This window comes from Pseudomonas anguilliseptica (genome assembly GCF_900105355.1).
GTDB classification, from domain to species: Bacteria; Pseudomonadota; Gammaproteobacteria; order Pseudomonadales; family Pseudomonadaceae; genus Aquipseudomonas; species Aquipseudomonas anguilliseptica.
In genome coordinates, this window is sequence record NZ_FNSC01000002.1 from 133205 (window position 1) to 149653 (window position 16449).

The following is a 16449-nucleotide window of genomic DNA, read 5'->3' on the forward strand; positions in this document are numbered from 1 at the left end:
GCATTGTTGGACTCTGGCAATCTAACTACTCGATAACAGATAGAACAGTTGTGCGGTGCGTTTTTTTGATTCACCAAACATCACTTATGCGTGACTTGCTCAGGTTTTTCTGTGGGTAACCATCACCGATCAGCGCTCTGAAATTGTTGTTGGGATGCTATGTCAATAAAAGAGAGTTACGCCGTCGTTGCGGCCAATAAATGGTCCATCACCAGCCTGCTTGTCGGGTTGGCTATCAGCATCGTTGTAGCTGTGGGGCTTGCTCAGTTCAATCATCGGGAGGCTGTTGAGGCTGTAAAGGCTGCTGCTGAGAAATCCGCTGATGCAGTGGTTAATCGCATAAAGCTTTATCAGTATGTTTTGCGAGGGGCTCGTGGCTCGATTCAGTCCATGGACGAGAAAGCTATCACCCGTGAAGGTTTTGACCGCTACAGCAGGACGCGCAACGTTGAAGTGGAGTTCCCGGGCGCGCGTGGGTTTGGCTTTATTCGTCGCGTTGCCCCGCAGAGTGAAGCTGCGTTTTTGGCCCAGGCGCGTGCTGATGGCTGGCCAGATTTTGCCATCCGCCAGCTTGCGCCCCATGACGCCGAACGTTATGTCATCCAATACATCAGCCCGGTCGAGCCCAACAGGGTAGCCATTGGTCTGGACATCGCCTCCGAGGCTAATCGACGGGAGGCTGCACGTTCCGCCATGCTGAGTGGTGAAGTGCGTCTGTCAGGGCCCATTACGCTGGTGCAGGCCACTGGCCAGCCGCAGCAATCCTTCCTGATCCTGATGCCGATCTACCGTGGTGGAGTGGATCCCGACACCATTGAAGCGCGTGAAGCGCAAGCGTTTGGCTGGAGCTATGCGCCATTGAGTATGGGCGAAGTGCTCAAAGGCATACGCCCGCCGGAGCAGGCAGTTAGCCTTGAGTTACGTGACATTACCGAACCCACACAAAGTGTCGTGTTTTATAACGATGAGGATGAACGTGCTCAGAAGGTTGTTCTCTCTCAGACGCTTGAGCGCGATGTGTATGGCCGGCGCTGGCAGGTGCAGTTTGGCGTGCACCCGCTGTTTATCAGCCAACTTCGCCAGTTTTCTCCGTTACTGGCGCTGAGTCTTGGCTTCATCGTTTCTGTGTTATTAGCCGCCTTGGTAGGTGTGCTAAGTATCAGTCACACACGTCAGCAGCAAGTGATCGCGGAACAAGGCAAATTGGCCGCCATTGTTGAAAGTTCGGCCGATGGCATTATTGGTAAAAACCTAGATGGCACGGTGACCAGCTGGAATAAAGGTGCCGAGAGGCTGTTTGGGTTTAGTGCGAAGGAGGCGATAGGGCGACGCCTTATTGAATTGGTTATTCCTGAGGCGCTAAAAGATGAAGAGACAGAGATTCTTTCCACAGTTAAAGCGGGTGAGCACGTCCCCAGCTTTAATACCCTACGCCAAGATAAATACGGCAAGTTGATTCACGTTTCGGTTGCCGTTTCGCCTATTCGTAACTCTGCGGGCCAAGTCGTTGGGGCGTCGAAAACCGTCCGGGATAACACTAAGCAAGTGGCCGCTGATGCGAAAATTCATGAGCTCAATAACAGTCTTGAGGCTCAGGTCGTTCAGCGCACAGCGGAGCTGCGTGAGAGCAACTTGTTGTTGAGTAATGTGCTGCGCTCGGCCTCGGAAGTAGCAATTATTGCGACTGACCGGGAGGGCATCATTCGGTTATTCAATGCCGGTGCCGAGTGCATGCTGGGTTATAAGGCGCAAGAGCTGATCGATAAGAGCAGCTCTGCCAGCTTCCATCTCGGTCAAGAGGTGGCGGCTCGCTCGCTTGAATTGACTGCGCAATATGGCCAAGTGATTGAAGGGTTCCGAGTATTTGTGCACAAGGCCGAACTAGAGGGGGCGGAAACACGTGAGTGGACCTACGTGCGTAAGGACGGCTCGCATTTACCGGTATCCCTGGCTGTTACGGCCATACGTGATGATGATGGCAATATCAACGGCTATCTGGGTATGGCAGTGGATTTGACTGCCGCCAAGGATTCTGAAGCTGCCGTTGCTGCAGCGCGTGATCAGTTGTTGATGGCAGCAGATGTGGCTGAGCTGGGTATCTGGTCCTGGACCCTGGCGGACAACTCCCTTAGTTGGAACGACCGCATGTTTGAGCTATACGGTCAGCCGCTCAGCCTGCGTGACAACGGCTTGAACTATGAACACTGGTATTCACGTGTTCACCCCGACGATGTTTTGATGGCCGCCAAGCAGCTGCAAGGTGCGGTGGAAAAAGGCGAGGTTTATGACCCCGTCTTCCGCGTAGTCCGTCCGGATGGTTCGGTGTCTGTTGTCCAGGCCGGCGCCCAAGTTGAGCGTGATGAACAAGGCCTGGCATTACGGGTTACTGGCATCAATCGCGACATTACCGTGCAGCGCGAGCTGCAAGCCCGTTTGCTGGATGCCAAGGAACAAGCGGATGCTGCCAGCGCAGCCAAGTCATCATTCCTGGCCAATATGAGTCACGAAATTCGCACGCCGATGAATGCGGTATTGGGCATGCTGCATTTGGTGCAGAACACCGAGTTGAATACGCGCCAGCTGGACTACATCAGCAAAGCTGAAACGGCCGCCAAGTCGTTGCTGGGGTTACTCAACGACATCCTCGACTATTCCAAGATTGAAGCGGGCAAGTTGCTGCTTGATGCACACTCTTTTGAGCCAGAGCCCTTGATGCGCGACTTGGCCACTGTTTTGTCTGGAAACCAGGGCGGCAAGGATGTTGAAGTCATGTTTGACCTCGACCCTGAGCTACCCAGCATATTATTTGGCGATAGCCTGCGTTTGCAGCAGGTGTTGATCAACCTGGCAGGGAATGCGCTCAAATTCACCCCGCAAGGACAGGTCGTTGTCAGTTTTGAGCAATTGCAGCGCCGGGGTGATGAGGTGCGTGTTCGCATCGAGGTCACTGACACCGGAATCGGCATAAATCCTGAGCAGCTGAAGCGTATCTTTGATGGTTTCACCCAGGCTGAAGCCTCCACCTCGAGGCGTTTTGGTGGAACAGGACTGGGTTTGGTGATCTGCAAACGCTTGATCAACCTCATGGGCGGTGAGCTGCAGGTTAGCAGTGAGGTGGGGGCGGGCAGCCGCTTTTGGTTTGATGTCGATTTAGGGATATTTCAGGCCGTGCCGTTGCGCGAGCTTTGCCCAGGTGCTGACCAGCCATTACGCTTGCTGGTGGTCGACGATAATGAAGTGGCCGGATATCTGCTGCTGCGTACAGCCGAGGCTCTGGGTTGGCAGGCTGATCTGGTGCACGATGGCCTCGAAGCCGTGGAGCGGGTGCAACAGATGCAGCACGCGGGCAATGGCTATGACGTGATTCTAATGGATTGGCGCATGCCTTCCATGGACGGTTTGAGCGCCGCGCGCCTGATTCGCCAGCAGAGCCAGGGGCAGCATACACCTGTGATCGTCATGCTCACGGCCTATGGTCGTGAGGTGTTGTCTGAAGCGCAGCAGGGGGGGGATGCACCGTTTGCGGAGTTCCTCAGCAAGCCGGTAACTCCTCAGTTATTGGCCGATACGATTCAGCGTGTATTGACGGGCGTGGGCGCGCCTCAACCAACGGTCGTAGCGCTGCGTGCCGCACAGCCAAAGCGCTTGGCTGGACTGCGTTTGTTAGTCGTCGAAGACAATATGCTTAACCGCCAAGTGGCGTTCGAGTTGCTAAAAGGAGAGGGCGCTGAGGTGGCTCTTGCCGAGGGTGGCCTTGAGGGCGTGCAGATTATCATCGAGGGAGCGGAGGCCTTCGATGCCGTGTTGATGGACGTCCAGATGCCAGATATCGACGGCCTGGAGGCGACAAGGCGGGTCCGTGGTGATGCTCGATGTGGCGCGGTAAAGATCATTGCCATGACGGCCAATGCGTCCTTATCCGATGAACAAGAATGCCGAGCGGCAGGGATGAATGATCACCTCGGCAAGCCAATAGATCTGGAAAGAATGGTCGCCACGCTGTTGCGTCATACTGGCCGCGAAGGCGTTGCATCATCAGCCCAGGTGCAAGCAGAGCCACACGACTCTGTGGTGGAGTCTGCCACTTCGATCGGGCAACGCTTTGGCGGTAATCTTCAGTTGATTCGCACGGTGTTGAGCAGTTTCGCACCAGAGCAAACCAAGCAACTCGTTCGGCTGCAGGAGCAGGTTGAGCAGCGTAATGCTGCCGGTGCTGCCGCTGTTCTACATGCCATTAAAGGCAGTAGCGGCACCATGGGGGCGTGGGCCCTGTCGCAACTGGCGGGTGAGCTGGAGCAGCAGTTACTGCATGCCGATGAAGCCACCAAGGCACAGCTGCTAGCCGAGGGTAGTTTCATTGAGGAACTGCATGAGTTGCTACGCAGCAGTGATCAGGCGCTGAAGGTTATGTTTGAGTTGCCTAATGAGTTGCCGTCAGCCGATATTGAGTCTGTTGGTTTACCGCTGGAACAGTGGCGTGAGGCCCTGCAGGATATTCTGCAGTTGTTAGACGCGGGCAATATGCAGGCAATCGCCCAAAGCGAGGCATTGTTGGCGCAGACCTCACATGAATTGCGGCCACAATTTGGCAAGTTTTTAGACTTGGTGCAATCCTTAGACTTTGCTGCATCTTTATTGGCTGGGCATGAACTGCTGCATTCGGTCTGAGGGTTTATTGATGCAAACTTGGTTAAAAGCCACCCGGCAGAAGCCCAAGCTGCTTCTGGTGGATGATCAGCGCGTTAATATCCTCGTGCTGTATGAACTGTTTCGTGACGAGTGCGAAATTTTTATGGCTACCGACGGTGAGCAAGCGTTGCAGAGCTGCCGCACCGTATTGCCGGATTTAGTACTGCTTGATGTGCATATGGATGGGCTGGACGGTCACGAGGTATGCCGTCGTCTTAAAGACGATCCAGAAACACGCGACATCCCGATCATCTTTGTTACCGCTCAGGGCGAAGAGCAGGATGAAGTGCGCGGTTTTGAGTTGGGCGCGGTGGATTTCATCGTCAAACCGATCAACCCCGTCATTGTAAAAGCGCGGGTTAACACCCATCTGACGCTTAAACAGCAAACTGACATCTTGCGCTCCTTCGCGCTTTTGGATGGTCTGACAGGTGTTGCCAATCGACGTAAATTCGATGAAGAGCTGGCTCTTAATTGGCGGCAATGCCAGCGAGAGCAAGCGCCGTTGTCAGTGATCTTGATTGATGTTGATCACTTCAAGCGTTACAACGACCGTTATGGCCATCTACAAGGGGACGTTGGCTTGCAGGCTGTTGCCAAAGCACTGGGTAGTGCTATCAGACGGCCATACGATTTATTAGCGCGTTATGGCGGCGAAGAGTTTGCCTGTGTGCTGCCCAAAACCAATCTGATTGATGCCGTAAAGATTGCGGAATGTATGCAAGCAGCCGTGCGGGCACTCAAGCTTGAGCACTTAGATTCTGCAGTAGATCAGGTACTGACCGTTTCGCTTGGGGTTGCGACTATTGTGCCTACTGCTGGGACGACATCCGAAACGGTTGTAGCGGAAGCTGATCGGCAGCTCTATCAGGCCAAGCAAGCGGGGCGCGCTCGCGTTAGTTCGTGCTCGCTGGCTGATATGCAGTAAGGCCGATATAACGTAAGCGCTCCATAAACCTCATCTACAAATGATCCGCAGGCCAGCCAATGCTGAGCTCCAATTTCTTTCTGGAGCCAGCCGTCATGATGCGCCCCGACGCCAAAGTCGAAAAAGTCTATCTATACCCCAAGCCGGTGGATTTCCGAAAATCCATCGATGGCCTGGCCGCCCTGGTCGAGCTGGATATCAAGGTGGCGGTGTTCGACCCGGTGCTGTTCGTCTTCCTCAACCGCGCGCGCAGCCGGGTGAAGATTTTGTATTGGGAGCGCAACGGCTTTTGCCTGTGGCTCAAGCGATTGGAGGCTGAACGCTTCAAGTCGCATCCGGAACCTGGCGAAGATGCGATCGTGCTGACGGCCCAGGAGTTGAACTGGTTGTTGGACGGTATCGACCTGTGGCGCAACCGGCCGCACCAGGTTTTGACCCCTAGGTTCGTCACCTGAGCCGGTATAATCCACGGCATGATTTCTGTGCCCGAAACCCTTCCTGATGACCCCGCCGCGCTCAAGCAATTGCTCGCTGAGGTGTTGTCGTCGGCGCAGGAATTGGCCAAGGACAAGGATGGGCAGATCGAGCGCCTGCGCGAACAAAACGCGCTGTTGATCCAGCGCCTGTTCGGCCGTAAATCCGAGCAGAGCAGCGACCCGGATTCACCGCAGCTAGAGATGTTCAACGAAGCGGAAAGCCTGGCCGAAGCGGCGGCTGAAGCTCCGGCCGCTGAGGTCGAGGAAGAAGTCGTTGCGCCGACCAAGCGCCGCGGCAAGCGCAAGCCGTTACCGGCCGAACTACCGCGTGTCGAGGTCATCCACGAACTGCCCGAACACGAACTGACCTGCGAATGCGGTTGCCGCAAGCAGGCCATCGGCGAAGAAACCAGCGAGCAGCTGGAAATCATCCCGATGCAGGTTCAGGTGATCCGCCACATTCGCAAGACCTATGCCTGCAAGGCCTGCGAAAGCGCGCCGGTCACCGCTGACAAGCCGGCCCAACTGATCGAGAAAAGCCTGGCCAGCCCGAGCGTGCTGGCGATGCTGCTGACCAGCAAATACGCCGACGGCATCCCACTGTATCGCTTCGAAAAGATGCTCAGTCGCCATGGCATCGACATCCCCCGGCAGACCCTGGCGCGCTGGGTGATCCAGTGCGGCGAACTGCTACAACCGTTGCTCAACCTGATGCGCGACAGGCTGCTGGACAGTCCGGTGATCCACTGCGATGAAACCCGCGTGCAGGTGCTCAAGGAGCCTGGGCGCGATCCGAGCAGCCACTCCTGGATGTGGGTGCAGACCGGTGGCCCGCCTGGCAAACCGGTGATCCTCTTCGACTACACAACCAGCCGCGCGCAGGAGGTGCCGCTGCGCCTGCTCGACGGTTATCGCGGCTACCTGATGACCGACGATTACGCCGGCTACAACGCCGTGGCCGCACAACAAGGTGTTGAACGCCTGGCCTGCTGGGCGCATGCGCGGCGCAAGTTCGTCGAAGCGCAAAAGGTGCAACCGAAGGGCAAAACCGGGCGTGCCGACATCGCGTTGGGGATGATCAACAAGCTCTACGGCATCGAGCGCGAACTTAAGGATGCCAGCGATGAACAGCGCTACCGGGGCCGCCAGCAGCACAGCCTACCGCTCCTCGATCAGCTCAAGACCTGGCTGGAGAAAACCCAGCCGCAGGTCACGGCGCAGAATGCCCTGGGCAAAGCAGTGAACTACCTGGCGAGCAACTGGAGCCGACTCGAACGCTACATCGAGGCTGGCCACCTGCCGATCGATAACAACGCTGCCGAGCGCGCGATCCGGCCCTTCGTCATAGGTCGCAAGAACTGGCTGTTCAGCGACACGCCGAAAGGCGCGACCGCCAGCGCCCAACTCTACAGCCTGGTGGAAACCGCCAAGACCAATGGCCAGGAGCCCTACGCCTGGTTGCGCCATGTCCTCGAACGCCTGCCGCTGGCCAACAGCGTTGAAGCCTACGAAGCGCTGCTGCCTTGGAACTGCCAACCAACGACGCCACTGTAAAACGCAAAACCTCTCCAGAGGGAGGTGGGGTCTATGGAGCGCTTACGATATAACCCGCACCTTCTTTTCAGGCGCAGCACCTGTTAATTCAGCAAATTAAGACCGGGTGCGGGTGCTCTAACTGTCCCGCATCGTGTCTCTACCTGTGGCGTTAGCGGCTCAGACGTTGCAACTCACGCCGCACCATCTGCGCATAAGCGGCAGGTGTGAGGGCATACAGTTCTGCTGCTACCCAACTCAACCAGGCTCCACCCCGTTCAGTTTTAGCGGCTAGCAGGCGCAGTGCTTCGTAAGCGCTCCATAAACCTCATCTACAAATGATCCGCAGGCCAGCCAATGCTGAGCTCCAATTTCTTTCTGGAGCCAGCCGTCATGATGCGCCCCGACGCCAAAGTCGAAAAAGTCTATCTATACCCCAAGCCGGTGGATTTCCGAAAATCCATCGATGGCCTGGCCGCCCTGGTCGAGCTGGATATCAAGGTGGCGGTGTTCGACCCGGTGCTGTTCGTCTTCCTCAACCGCGCGCGCAGCCGGGTGAAGATTTTGTATTGGGAGCGCAACGGCTTTTGCCTGTGGCTCAAGCGATTGGAGGCTGAACGCTTCAAGTCGCATCCGGAACCTGGCGAAGATGCGATCGTGCTGACGGCCCAGGAGTTGAACTGGTTGTTGGACGGTATCGACCTGTGGCGCAACCGGCCGCACCAGGTTTTGACCCCTAGGTTCGTCACCTGAGCCGGTATAATCCACGGCATGATTTCTGTGCCCGAAACCCTTCCTGATGACCCCGCCGCGCTCAAGCAATTGCTCGCTGAGGTGTTGTCGTCGGCGCAGGAATTGGCCAAGGACAAGGATGGGCAGATCGAGCGCCTGCGCGAACAAAACGCGCTGTTGATCCAGCGCCTGTTCGGCCGTAAATCCGAGCAGAGCAGCGACCCGGATTCACCGCAGCTAGAGATGTTCAACGAAGCGGAAAGCCTGGCCGAAGCGGCGGCTGAAGCTCCGGCCGCTGAGGTCGAGGAAGAAGTCGTTGCGCCGACCAAGCGCCGCGGCAAGCGCAAGCCGTTACCGGCCGAACTACCGCGTGTCGAGGTCATCCACGAACTGCCCGAACACGAACTGACCTGCGAATGCGGTTGCCGCAAGCAGGCCATCGGCGAAGAAACCAGCGAGCAGCTGGAAATCATCCCGATGCAGGTTCAGGTGATCCGCCACATTCGCAAGACCTATGCCTGCAAGGCCTGCGAAAGCGCGCCGGTCACCGCTGACAAACCGGCCCAACTGATCGAGAAAAGGCTGGCCAGCCCGAGCGTGCTGGCGATGCTGCTGACCAGCAAATACGCCGACGGCATCCCACTGTATCGCTTCGAAAAGATGCTCAGTCGCCATGGCATCGACATCCCCCGGCAGACCCTGGCGCGCTGGGTGATCCAGTGCGGCGAACTGCTACAACCGTTGCTCAACCTGATGCGCGACAGGCTGCTGGACAGTCCGGTGATCCACTGCGATGAAACCCGCGTGCAGGTGCTCAAGGAGCCTGGGCGCGATCCGAGCAGCCACTCCTGGATGTGGGTGCAGACCGGTGGCCCGCCTGGCAAACCGGTGATCCTCTTCGACTACACAACCAGCCGCGCGCAGGAGGTGCCGCTGCGCCTGCTCGACGGTTATCGCGGCTACCTGATGACCGACGATTACGCCGGCTACAACGCCGTGGCCGCACAACAAGGTGTTGAGCGCCTGGCCTGCTGGGCGCATGCGCGGCGCAAGTTCGTCGAAGCGCAAAAGGTGCAACCGAAGGGCAAAACCGGGCGTGCCGACATCGCGTTGGGGATGATCAACAAGCTCTACGGCATCGAGCGCGAACTTAAGGATGCCAGCGATGAACAGCGCTACCGGGGCCGCCAGCAGCACAGCCTACCGCTTCTCGATCAGCTCAAGACCTGGCTGGAGAAACCCCAGCCGCAGGTCACGGCGCAGAATGCCCTGGGCAAAGCAGTGAACTACCTGGCGAGCAACTGGAGCCGACTCGAACGCTACATCGAGGCTGGCCACCTGCAGATCGATAACAACGCTGCCGAGCGCGCGATCCGGCCCTTCGTCATAGGTCGCAAGAACTGGCTGTTCAGCGACACGCCGAAAGGCGCGACCGCCAGCGCCCAACTCTACAGCCTGGTGGAAACCGCCAAGACCAATGGCCAGGAGCCCTACGCCTGGCTGCGCCATGTCCTCGAACGCCTGCCGCTGGCCAACAGCGTTGAAGCCTACGAAGCGCTGCTGCCTTGGAACTGCCAACCAACGACGCCACTGTAAAACGCAAAACCTCTCCAGAGGGAGGTGGGGTCTATGGAGCGCTTACACTTCATCGAGTTTGCGCACCACTTCATCGTCGGCGTGCCAGCGTTTGAGTTGCTGCTCACACTCGGCCACGCACTGTTCGTGCAGGTTGATTTCCGCCAGGACGATATGCAGTTGATGGCTCAAGGGGGGGCGACTTCTGGGCGCTCAACCAACTCGTGGGCCGCACGGATAAACGCGGCGGTGGCGACCGGGGCTTCGATACCCGCTTCGCGCAGGATGCCGCGCAGCAGGTTGATCCGCTGGGTACGGCTTTTCTTCCTGGTTTCGCGCAGCCCGTGCAGTTGCTGCACCTGTTGTTGCTCATGGGTTTTCACCGGCACCGGATAGATATCCTTGCAGCGCGCGGCCTCCAGCATCGCATCACAGTTATTACGGTCGGTTTTGTTGCGGCGTCGATACGGGCGTACATAGCGCGGGGGGATCAGCTTTATCGAATGGCCCAGTGCCTGTGCCACGCGCCCCCAGTAATGGGCCGTGCCGCAAGCCTCCATCACCCACTCGACCGGCTCAGTTTGCTCCTGTATATATCGCCTGAACGCCTCTCGGTTCAGCCGCTTGCGCTGCACCACCTGGCCGGAACGGACACTCTCGGCAACTTGGTAAACGGACTTGGCCAGATCAACCGCAATTCGTTTCATCGCGCCTCTCCCTTTGTTCAGTCACCGCGGTTCTGGGTATAGAAGTGTGGCGCGGGGAGAGTCCATTACAGCATTCAAATCGTTCGCTTCGCTCTCTGGGACGGGCTAAAGCCCGCCCCTTAACCAAACGTTAGCGAGCGTCTGCTCCGGGTCGATTCTGTTGAAAAAGTAGCGACCTCCCCATGCCGTTGGCAAAATTGCTCTGTCAGCGAGCGTGGGGGCGAACAGCATGATGGGACAGTTACCGGGAGGACAGCAGCGCCTGTTCTACTCGTTCAATCTGGAAGATCACGTCCCGGGCCAACACCTCCTGCGCAGCATCGACCAGTGCCTGGATCTCAGTGATCTGCGTGCCTACCTGGCGGATTTCTATAGCCCCATCGGGCGTCCCTCGATTGACCCGGAGTTGATGGTGCGCATGCTGGTCGTCGGCTACTGCTATGGCATTCGTTCCGAGCGGCGATTCAGTTCTTTTCCAACCAGACGAAACAGAACCGGTTGAAAGCGGCCACACTAATAATCGGAGCCAATCAGTGGCTATGCCATGTCGATGGCATTGAGCAAAGCTGCAGGCATATGCATACTTATCGCGAACTTAGATTGAGCCCCTCACCTTGAACCTTCGTAAGCGCTCCATAGACCCCACCTCCCTCTGGAGAGGTTTTGCGTTTTACAGTGGCGTCGTTGGTTGGCAGTTCCAAGGCAGCAGCGCTTCGTAGGCTTCAACGCTGTTGGCCAGCGGCAGGCGTTCGAGGACATGGCGCAACCAGGCGTAGGGCTCCTGGCCATTGGTCTTGGCGGTTTCCACCAGGCTGTAGAGTTGGGCGCTGGCGGTCGCGCCTTTCGGCGTGTCGCTGAACAGCCAGTTCTTGCGACCTATGACGAAGGGCCGGATCGCGCGCTCGGCAGCGTTGTTATCGATCGGCAGGTGGCCAGCCTCGATGTAGCGTTCGAGTCGGCTCCAGTTGCTCGCCAGGTAGTTCACTGCTTTGCCCAGGGCATTCTGCGCCGTGACCTGCGGCTGGGTTTTCTCCAGCCAGGTCTTGAGCTGATCGAGGAGCGGTAGGCTGTGCTGCTGGCGGCCCCGGTAGCGCTGTTCATCGCTGGCATCCTTAAGTTCGCGCTCGATGCCGTAGAGCTTGTTGATCATCCCCAACGCGATGTCGGCACGCCCGGTTTTGCCCTTCGGTTGCACCTTTTGCGCTTCGACGAACTTGCGCCGCGCATGCGCCCAGCAGGCCAGGCGCTCAACACCTTGTTGTGCGGCCACGGCGTTGTAGCCGGCGTAATCGTCGGTCATCAGGTAGCCGCGATAACCGTCGAGCAGGCGCAGCGGCACCTCCTGCGCGCGGCTGGTTGTGTAGTCGAAGAGGATCACCGGTTTGCCAGGCGGGCCACCGGTCTGCACCCACATCCAGGAGTGGCTGCTCGGATCGCGCCCAGGCTCCTTGAGCACCTGCACGCGGGTTTCATCGCAGTGGATCACCGGACTGTCCAGCAGCCTGTCGCGCATCAGGTTGAGCAACGGTTGTAGCAGTTCGCCGCACTGGATCACCCAGCGCGCCAGGGTCTGCCGGGGGATGTCGATGCCATGGCGACTGAGCATCTTTTCGAAGCGATACAGTGGGATGCCGTCGGCGTATTTGCTGGTCAGCAGCATCGCCAGCACGCTCGGGCTGGCCAGCCTTTTCTCGATCAGTTGGGCCGGTTTGTCAGCGGTGACCGGCGCGCTTTCGCAGGCCTTGCAGGCATAGGTCTTGCGAATGTGGCGGATCACCTGAACCTGCATCGGGATGATTTCCAGCTGCTCGCTGGTTTCTTCGCCGATGGCCTGCTTGCGGCAACCGCATTCGCAGGTCAGTTCGTGTTCGGGCAGTTCGTGGATGACCTCGACACGCGGTAGTTCGGCCGGTAACGGCTTGCGCTTGCCGCGGCGCTTGGTCGGCGCAACGACTTCTTCCTCGACCTCAGCGGCCGGAGCTTCAGCCGCCGCTTCGGCCAGGCTTTCCGCTTCGTTGAACATCTCTAGCTGCGGTGAATCCGGGTCGCTGCTCTGCTCGGATTTACGGCCGAACAGGCGCTGGATCAACAGCGCGTTTTGTTCGCGCAGGCGCTCGATCTGCCCATCCTTGTCCTTGGCCAATTCCTGCGCCGACGACAACACCTCAGCGAGCAATTGCTTGAGCGCGGCGGGGTCATCAGGAAGGGTTTCGGGCACAGAAATCATGCCGTGGATTATACCGGCTCAGGTGACGAACCTAGGGGTCAAAACCTGGTGCGGCCGGTTGCGCCACAGGTCGATACCGTCCAACAACCAGTTCAACTCCTGGGCCGTCAGCACGATCGCATCTTCGCCAGGTTCCGGATGCGACTTGAAGCGTTCAGCCTCCAATCGCTTGAGCCACAGGCAAAAGCCGTTGCGCTCCCAATACAAAATCTTCACCCGGCTGCGCGCGCGGTTGAGGAAGACGAACAGCACCGGGTCGAACACCGCCACCTTGATATCCAGCTCGACCAGGGCGGCCAGGCCATCGATGGATTTTCGGAAATCCACCGGCTTGGGGTATAGATAGACTTTTTCGACTTTGGCGTCGGGGCGCATCATGACGGCTGGCTCCAGAAAGAAATTGGAGCTCAGCATTGGCTGGCCTGCGGATCATTTGTAGATGAGGTTTATGGAGCGCTTACGAACACCGCCACCTTGATATCCAGCTCGACCAGGGCGGCCAGGCCATCGATGGATTTTCGGAAATCCACCGGCTTGGGGTATAGATAGACTTTTTCGACTTTGGCGTCGGGGCGCATCATGACGGCTGGCTCCAGAAAGAAATTGGAACTCAGCATTGGCTGGCCTGCGGATCATTTGTAGATGAGGTTTATGGAGCGCTTACGATGAAGTCAGCGGTATTGGCCTGCTGACCGCCAGCGCCCTGAAAAACGCAGTCGGCAAGCCCGAGCGCTTTGCCAGTGGTCGTCAACTCAGCGCCTGGCTGGGCCTGACACCACGCGAATTCAGTAGCGGCGACCGGCGCAAGTTGGGTCACATCAGCCGACAGGGCAACGTCTATGTGCGCACCTTGTTAATCCACGGCTCGCGAGCGGCCTTGCTGGCAGCACAGCGCTGTCAGGCTCGCTCACCGGAAAAACTGACCCAATTGCAACGCTGGGCCGTCGAGACGGCAGCCCGTATCGGCCACAACAAAGCGGCTGTAGCCCTGGCCAACAAGTTGGTCAGGATTTGCTGGGCCGTATGGTGCCATGAGCGGCGTTTCAGTGGTAACTGGCAAAGCCTAAAGCCCGCCTGACGGCGGGGTAATCAGAAGGGAGAGATGGTTTTCTTGTGGTTGTGGTGAGCAGCAGCACTGTCGGAACAGGCGAGTCCTGCAGCGGAATAAGGCCGATAATAATCATGATCCGCGTGATCGATTGAACGCTTGGCCCCCGCTGCGCGAACTACAGAGTGGCCAGGGCGGTGAGCCCAAAACAGGCCGGATATACGAATGCAACCGCGCTGACGACAGGTGCAAAAGCAAAGCTTTGCTCACTACTTGTGGGGAGAGTCCATATACCACTTGTTAGACGGTGCCAATTATAACTTCACTTTATTATTAGGAAAGTATTCAAGTATCTCATCGCCCGCATCATCAAATAGACCAGTGGAGCGCCAGCCTAGGTGCCTATAAAAACCATATGAACGAGCTTTTGGATCGGATGAGCATCCGAGGAAAAGTCTTTCGAATCCTAAAGGCTGGAAAGACTCAATCATTTGATTTAGTAGTACTTTGCCAACACCTTTATTTTCATATTCTGGTAATAGTGCCAAAACAACAATTTCTCCAGCGTGGCTATCACCGAAGCAATAGCCAATAATCTTCCCTTCACAAACACTAACGTAACCCGGTAAGGAGCCATCGCTAATTCCTGCTTTCCAGCTATCTAAAGTAATACCGAGCTCTTCCAATTGTTCGACAGAGAAAGCATTTTCTCTCGTCTTTTCTCTCAAGGCGATGCATTCGGCCGTATCGTCAGGCGTTGCTATCCTGTATGCAACTTTCATCAGGGTCTCCACATTTATCTCTTGGTTGGAGATCTAACGTCTGAGCTCAGCCGCACCGGTGTCGGCTGCAGCGATTTGTTAGCAATCGTTATTTGATAAGTGCCTTAGCGCATTCAACAAACGGCTTAACCGCGGCTTGCATTGCGGGGTCTCCTGGCCTCGTACCGCCGACGGTTAAGTCGAAGCCTCCGTTGAACATCTGATTAGGTTTGGTTGTATCAATTGTGCCGGTGATTTTCAGGTCAAACGTGTGTCCGCTTGGAAGTAATGACGCACATGACTGAATGGTCCTGCTAGGCTGGTCGGCACTCACCGACAATGCGACAGTTCCAGCGAGTGCGATTATTGCTGTAATAGCGAGGGCAATTCTTGTGATCATCGTTTACTCCTTATGATTTTTATGGTTTTTGGATCTTCAAAGTGAAGCGCACCGAGAACGGCGGGCGGTTCACGGCTAGGTTCGACAAAATGGTACAGCGTTAGTTCCTCGACGATTGCTAACGTTTGGTTAAGGATGGTCTGAAGTAGCCATGTATTTCTGGCTGACTTCAGCCCCGCCGATTTTGAAAGCGGCAAATCGATCAAAAACGATCAGATTACCCATTCATTTCTGTGTTTTTAGCCGCCGCGAGTAGCTCGCGGCAGCCATTTCCCGCATTACAGGCGCACCTCTCCTGCATTGGTCAGTAAATGTCGGCGTGCCATCCACAGGTTCGACAGCGCGAACAGCGTCACCAGTTGCGCCGTGTTCTTGGCCAAGCCACGGAAGCGTGTCTTTACATAACTGAACTGACGCTTGATCACCCGGAACGGGTGCTCAACCTTGGCGCGCACCTGGGCCTTGGCCTTCTCGATCTTGCGTTTGGCTTTGTACAGCGGGCTGCTCTTACCCAGCTTCTTATAGGTGCTGCGGCGGGCAGCAACCTGCCAGATCACCTCGCGCCCATCATGTTCGGGGCGCTTTTCGACGCCGGTATAACCCGCATCGGCGCACACCACGTTTTCCTCGCCGTGCAGCAACTTGTCGACCTGAGTGACATCCGCCACGTTGGCCGCCGTGCCTACCACGCTGTGTACCAGCCCCGACTCGTCATCCACGCCAATGTGCGCCTTCATGCCGAAGTAGTATTGGTTGCCCTTCTTGGCCTGGTGCATCTCTGGGTCGCGTTTGCCGTCCTTGTTCTTGGTCGAACTCGGCGCATTGATCAGCGTGGCATCGACGATGGTGCCTTGGCGCAACGACAGGCCACGGTCGCCAAGATAGCCATTGATGACGGCCAGGATGCCGGCAGCCAACTCATGTTTCTCCAGCAGACGACGGAAGTTGAGGATGGTGGTTTCGTCGGGGATACGTTCCAGACTCAGCCCGGCGAACTGCCGCAGGATAGTGGTCTCGTACAGCGCTTCTTCCATCGCCGGGTCGCTGTAGCCGAACCAGTTCTGCATCAGGTGCACACGTAGCATCGCCATCAGCGGATAGGCCGGCCGACCGCCTTCACCCTTGGGGTAATACGGTTCGATCAGTGCGATCAAACCCTTCCACGGCACCACCCGATCCATCTCGATCAGGAACAACTCTTTGCGGGTCTGCTTGCGTTTGCCGGCGTACTCGGCATCGGCGAAGGTCATTTGCTTCATCGGAAAACTCGGCGGGTGGCGTCCGGGCATTTTGCCAAAATCAGGAAGTCTTATTCAGAGTTTCCCTAGGTATCAGCGGCTGAATACAGCGTCATCAGCTGGCACGATGGCCAG

The 16449-nt window shown here is 57.2% G+C and carries 12 protein-coding genes and 3 pseudogenes; 8 read left to right on the top strand and 7 right to left on the bottom strand.

The window, feature by feature from the left end:
* Nucleotides 1-159: 159 nt before the first annotated feature.
* The 6 genes from BLW24_RS25085 to tnpC (BLW24_RS25110) all read left to right on the top strand — a co-directional run bounded on the left by BLW24_RS25085 (nt 160) and on the right by tnpC (BLW24_RS25110) (nt 9954).
* Nucleotides 160-4668, top strand: coding sequence for a PAS domain-containing hybrid sensor histidine kinase/response regulator (locus BLW24_RS25085; RefSeq protein WP_090387948.1), 4509 nt, complete (start codon nt 160-162; stop codon nt 4666-4668).
* A gap of 10 nt (nt 4669-4678) precedes the next feature.
* Complete coding sequence (locus tag BLW24_RS25090; RefSeq protein WP_090387949.1) at nt 4679-5617, top strand: diguanylate cyclase domain-containing protein; 939 nt, start codon at nt 4679-4681, stop codon at nt 5615-5617.
* Between the two features lie 59 nt (nt 5618-5676).
* Nucleotides 5677-6072, top strand: coding sequence for an IS66 family insertion sequence element accessory protein TnpB (gene tnpB / locus BLW24_RS25095; protein WP_244161054.1), 396 nt, complete (start codon nt 5677-5679; stop codon nt 6070-6072).
* 18 nt (nt 6073-6090) lie between these two features.
* A complete protein-coding gene (tnpC, locus tag BLW24_RS25100) occupies nt 6091-7647 on the top strand; it encodes an IS66 family transposase (protein WP_090375474.1) in 1557 nt (518 codons plus the stop codon).
* A gap of 336 nt (nt 7648-7983) precedes the next feature.
* Nucleotides 7984-8379 carry an IS66 family insertion sequence element accessory protein TnpB gene (gene tnpB / locus BLW24_RS25105; protein WP_244161054.1) on the top strand — a complete coding sequence of 132 codons (396 nt, stop codon included), beginning with the start codon at nt 7984-7986 and terminating at the stop codon, nt 8377-8379.
* An 18-nt stretch (nt 8380-8397) separates the two neighbouring features.
* Entirely contained in the window at nt 8398-9954 is a 1557-nt protein-coding gene (gene tnpC, locus BLW24_RS25110) for an IS66 family transposase (RefSeq protein ID WP_090387874.1), read from the top strand.
* A 45-nt stretch (nt 9955-9999) separates the two neighbouring features.
* Here the strand turns inward: tnpC (BLW24_RS25110) and BLW24_RS25115 are convergent.
* Nucleotides 10000-10640 (bottom strand): annotated as a pseudogene (locus tag BLW24_RS25115) (IS110 family RNA-guided transposase); the annotation flags it as partial.
* Between the two features lie 229 nt (nt 10641-10869).
* Here BLW24_RS25115 and BLW24_RS25120 point away from each other — a divergent pair.
* Nucleotides 10870-11103 (top strand): annotated as a pseudogene (locus tag BLW24_RS25120) (transposase); the annotation flags it as partial.
* A 207-nt stretch (nt 11104-11310) separates the two neighbouring features.
* On the opposite strand, the gene tnpC (BLW24_RS25125) reads toward BLW24_RS25120, so the two are convergent.
* The 3 genes from tnpC (BLW24_RS25125) to tnpB (BLW24_RS25135) are packed head-to-tail and all read right to left on the bottom strand — an operon-like array spanning nt 11311 to nt 13484.
* Complete coding sequence (gene tnpC, locus BLW24_RS25125; protein WP_090375563.1) at nt 11311-12867, bottom strand: IS66 family transposase; 1557 nt, start codon at nt 12865-12867, stop codon at nt 11311-11313.
* Between the two features lie 18 nt (nt 12868-12885).
* Nucleotides 12886-13281: an IS66 family insertion sequence element accessory protein TnpB gene (gene tnpB / locus BLW24_RS25130; protein ID WP_244161054.1), complete on the bottom strand. Its 396-nt coding sequence runs from the start codon at nt 13279-13281 to the stop codon at nt 12886-12888.
* A 32-nt stretch (nt 13282-13313) separates the two neighbouring features.
* A complete protein-coding gene (gene tnpB / locus BLW24_RS25135; protein ID WP_244161304.1) occupies nt 13314-13484 on the bottom strand; it encodes an IS66 family insertion sequence element accessory protein TnpB in 171 nt (56 codons plus the stop codon).
* Between the two features lie 47 nt (nt 13485-13531).
* Here tnpB (BLW24_RS25135) and BLW24_RS25140 point away from each other — a divergent pair.
* Nucleotides 13532-13945 (top strand): annotated as a pseudogene (locus BLW24_RS25140) (transposase); the annotation flags it as partial.
* Nucleotides 13946-14229: 284 nt separating this feature from the next.
* Here the strand turns inward: BLW24_RS25140 and BLW24_RS25145 are convergent.
* From BLW24_RS25145 to BLW24_RS25155, 3 genes are all read right to left on the bottom strand, one after another.
* On the bottom strand, nt 14230-14697 hold the full coding sequence (locus BLW24_RS25145) for a GNAT family N-acetyltransferase (RefSeq protein ID WP_090387950.1): 468 nt from the start codon (nt 14695-14697) through the stop codon (nt 14230-14232).
* An 88-nt stretch (nt 14698-14785) separates the two neighbouring features.
* On the bottom strand, nt 14786-15076 hold the full coding sequence (locus BLW24_RS25150; RefSeq protein WP_090387951.1) for a hypothetical protein: 291 nt from the start codon (nt 15074-15076) through the stop codon (nt 14786-14788).
* A gap of 278 nt (nt 15077-15354) precedes the next feature.
* The gene (locus tag BLW24_RS25155) at nt 15355-16335 is read right to left on the bottom strand and encodes an IS5 family transposase (RefSeq protein ID WP_090375425.1); all 981 of its coding nucleotides are present in this window, start codon (nt 16333-16335) and stop codon (nt 15355-15357) included.
* Between the last annotated feature and the right edge of the window lie 114 nt (nt 16336-16449).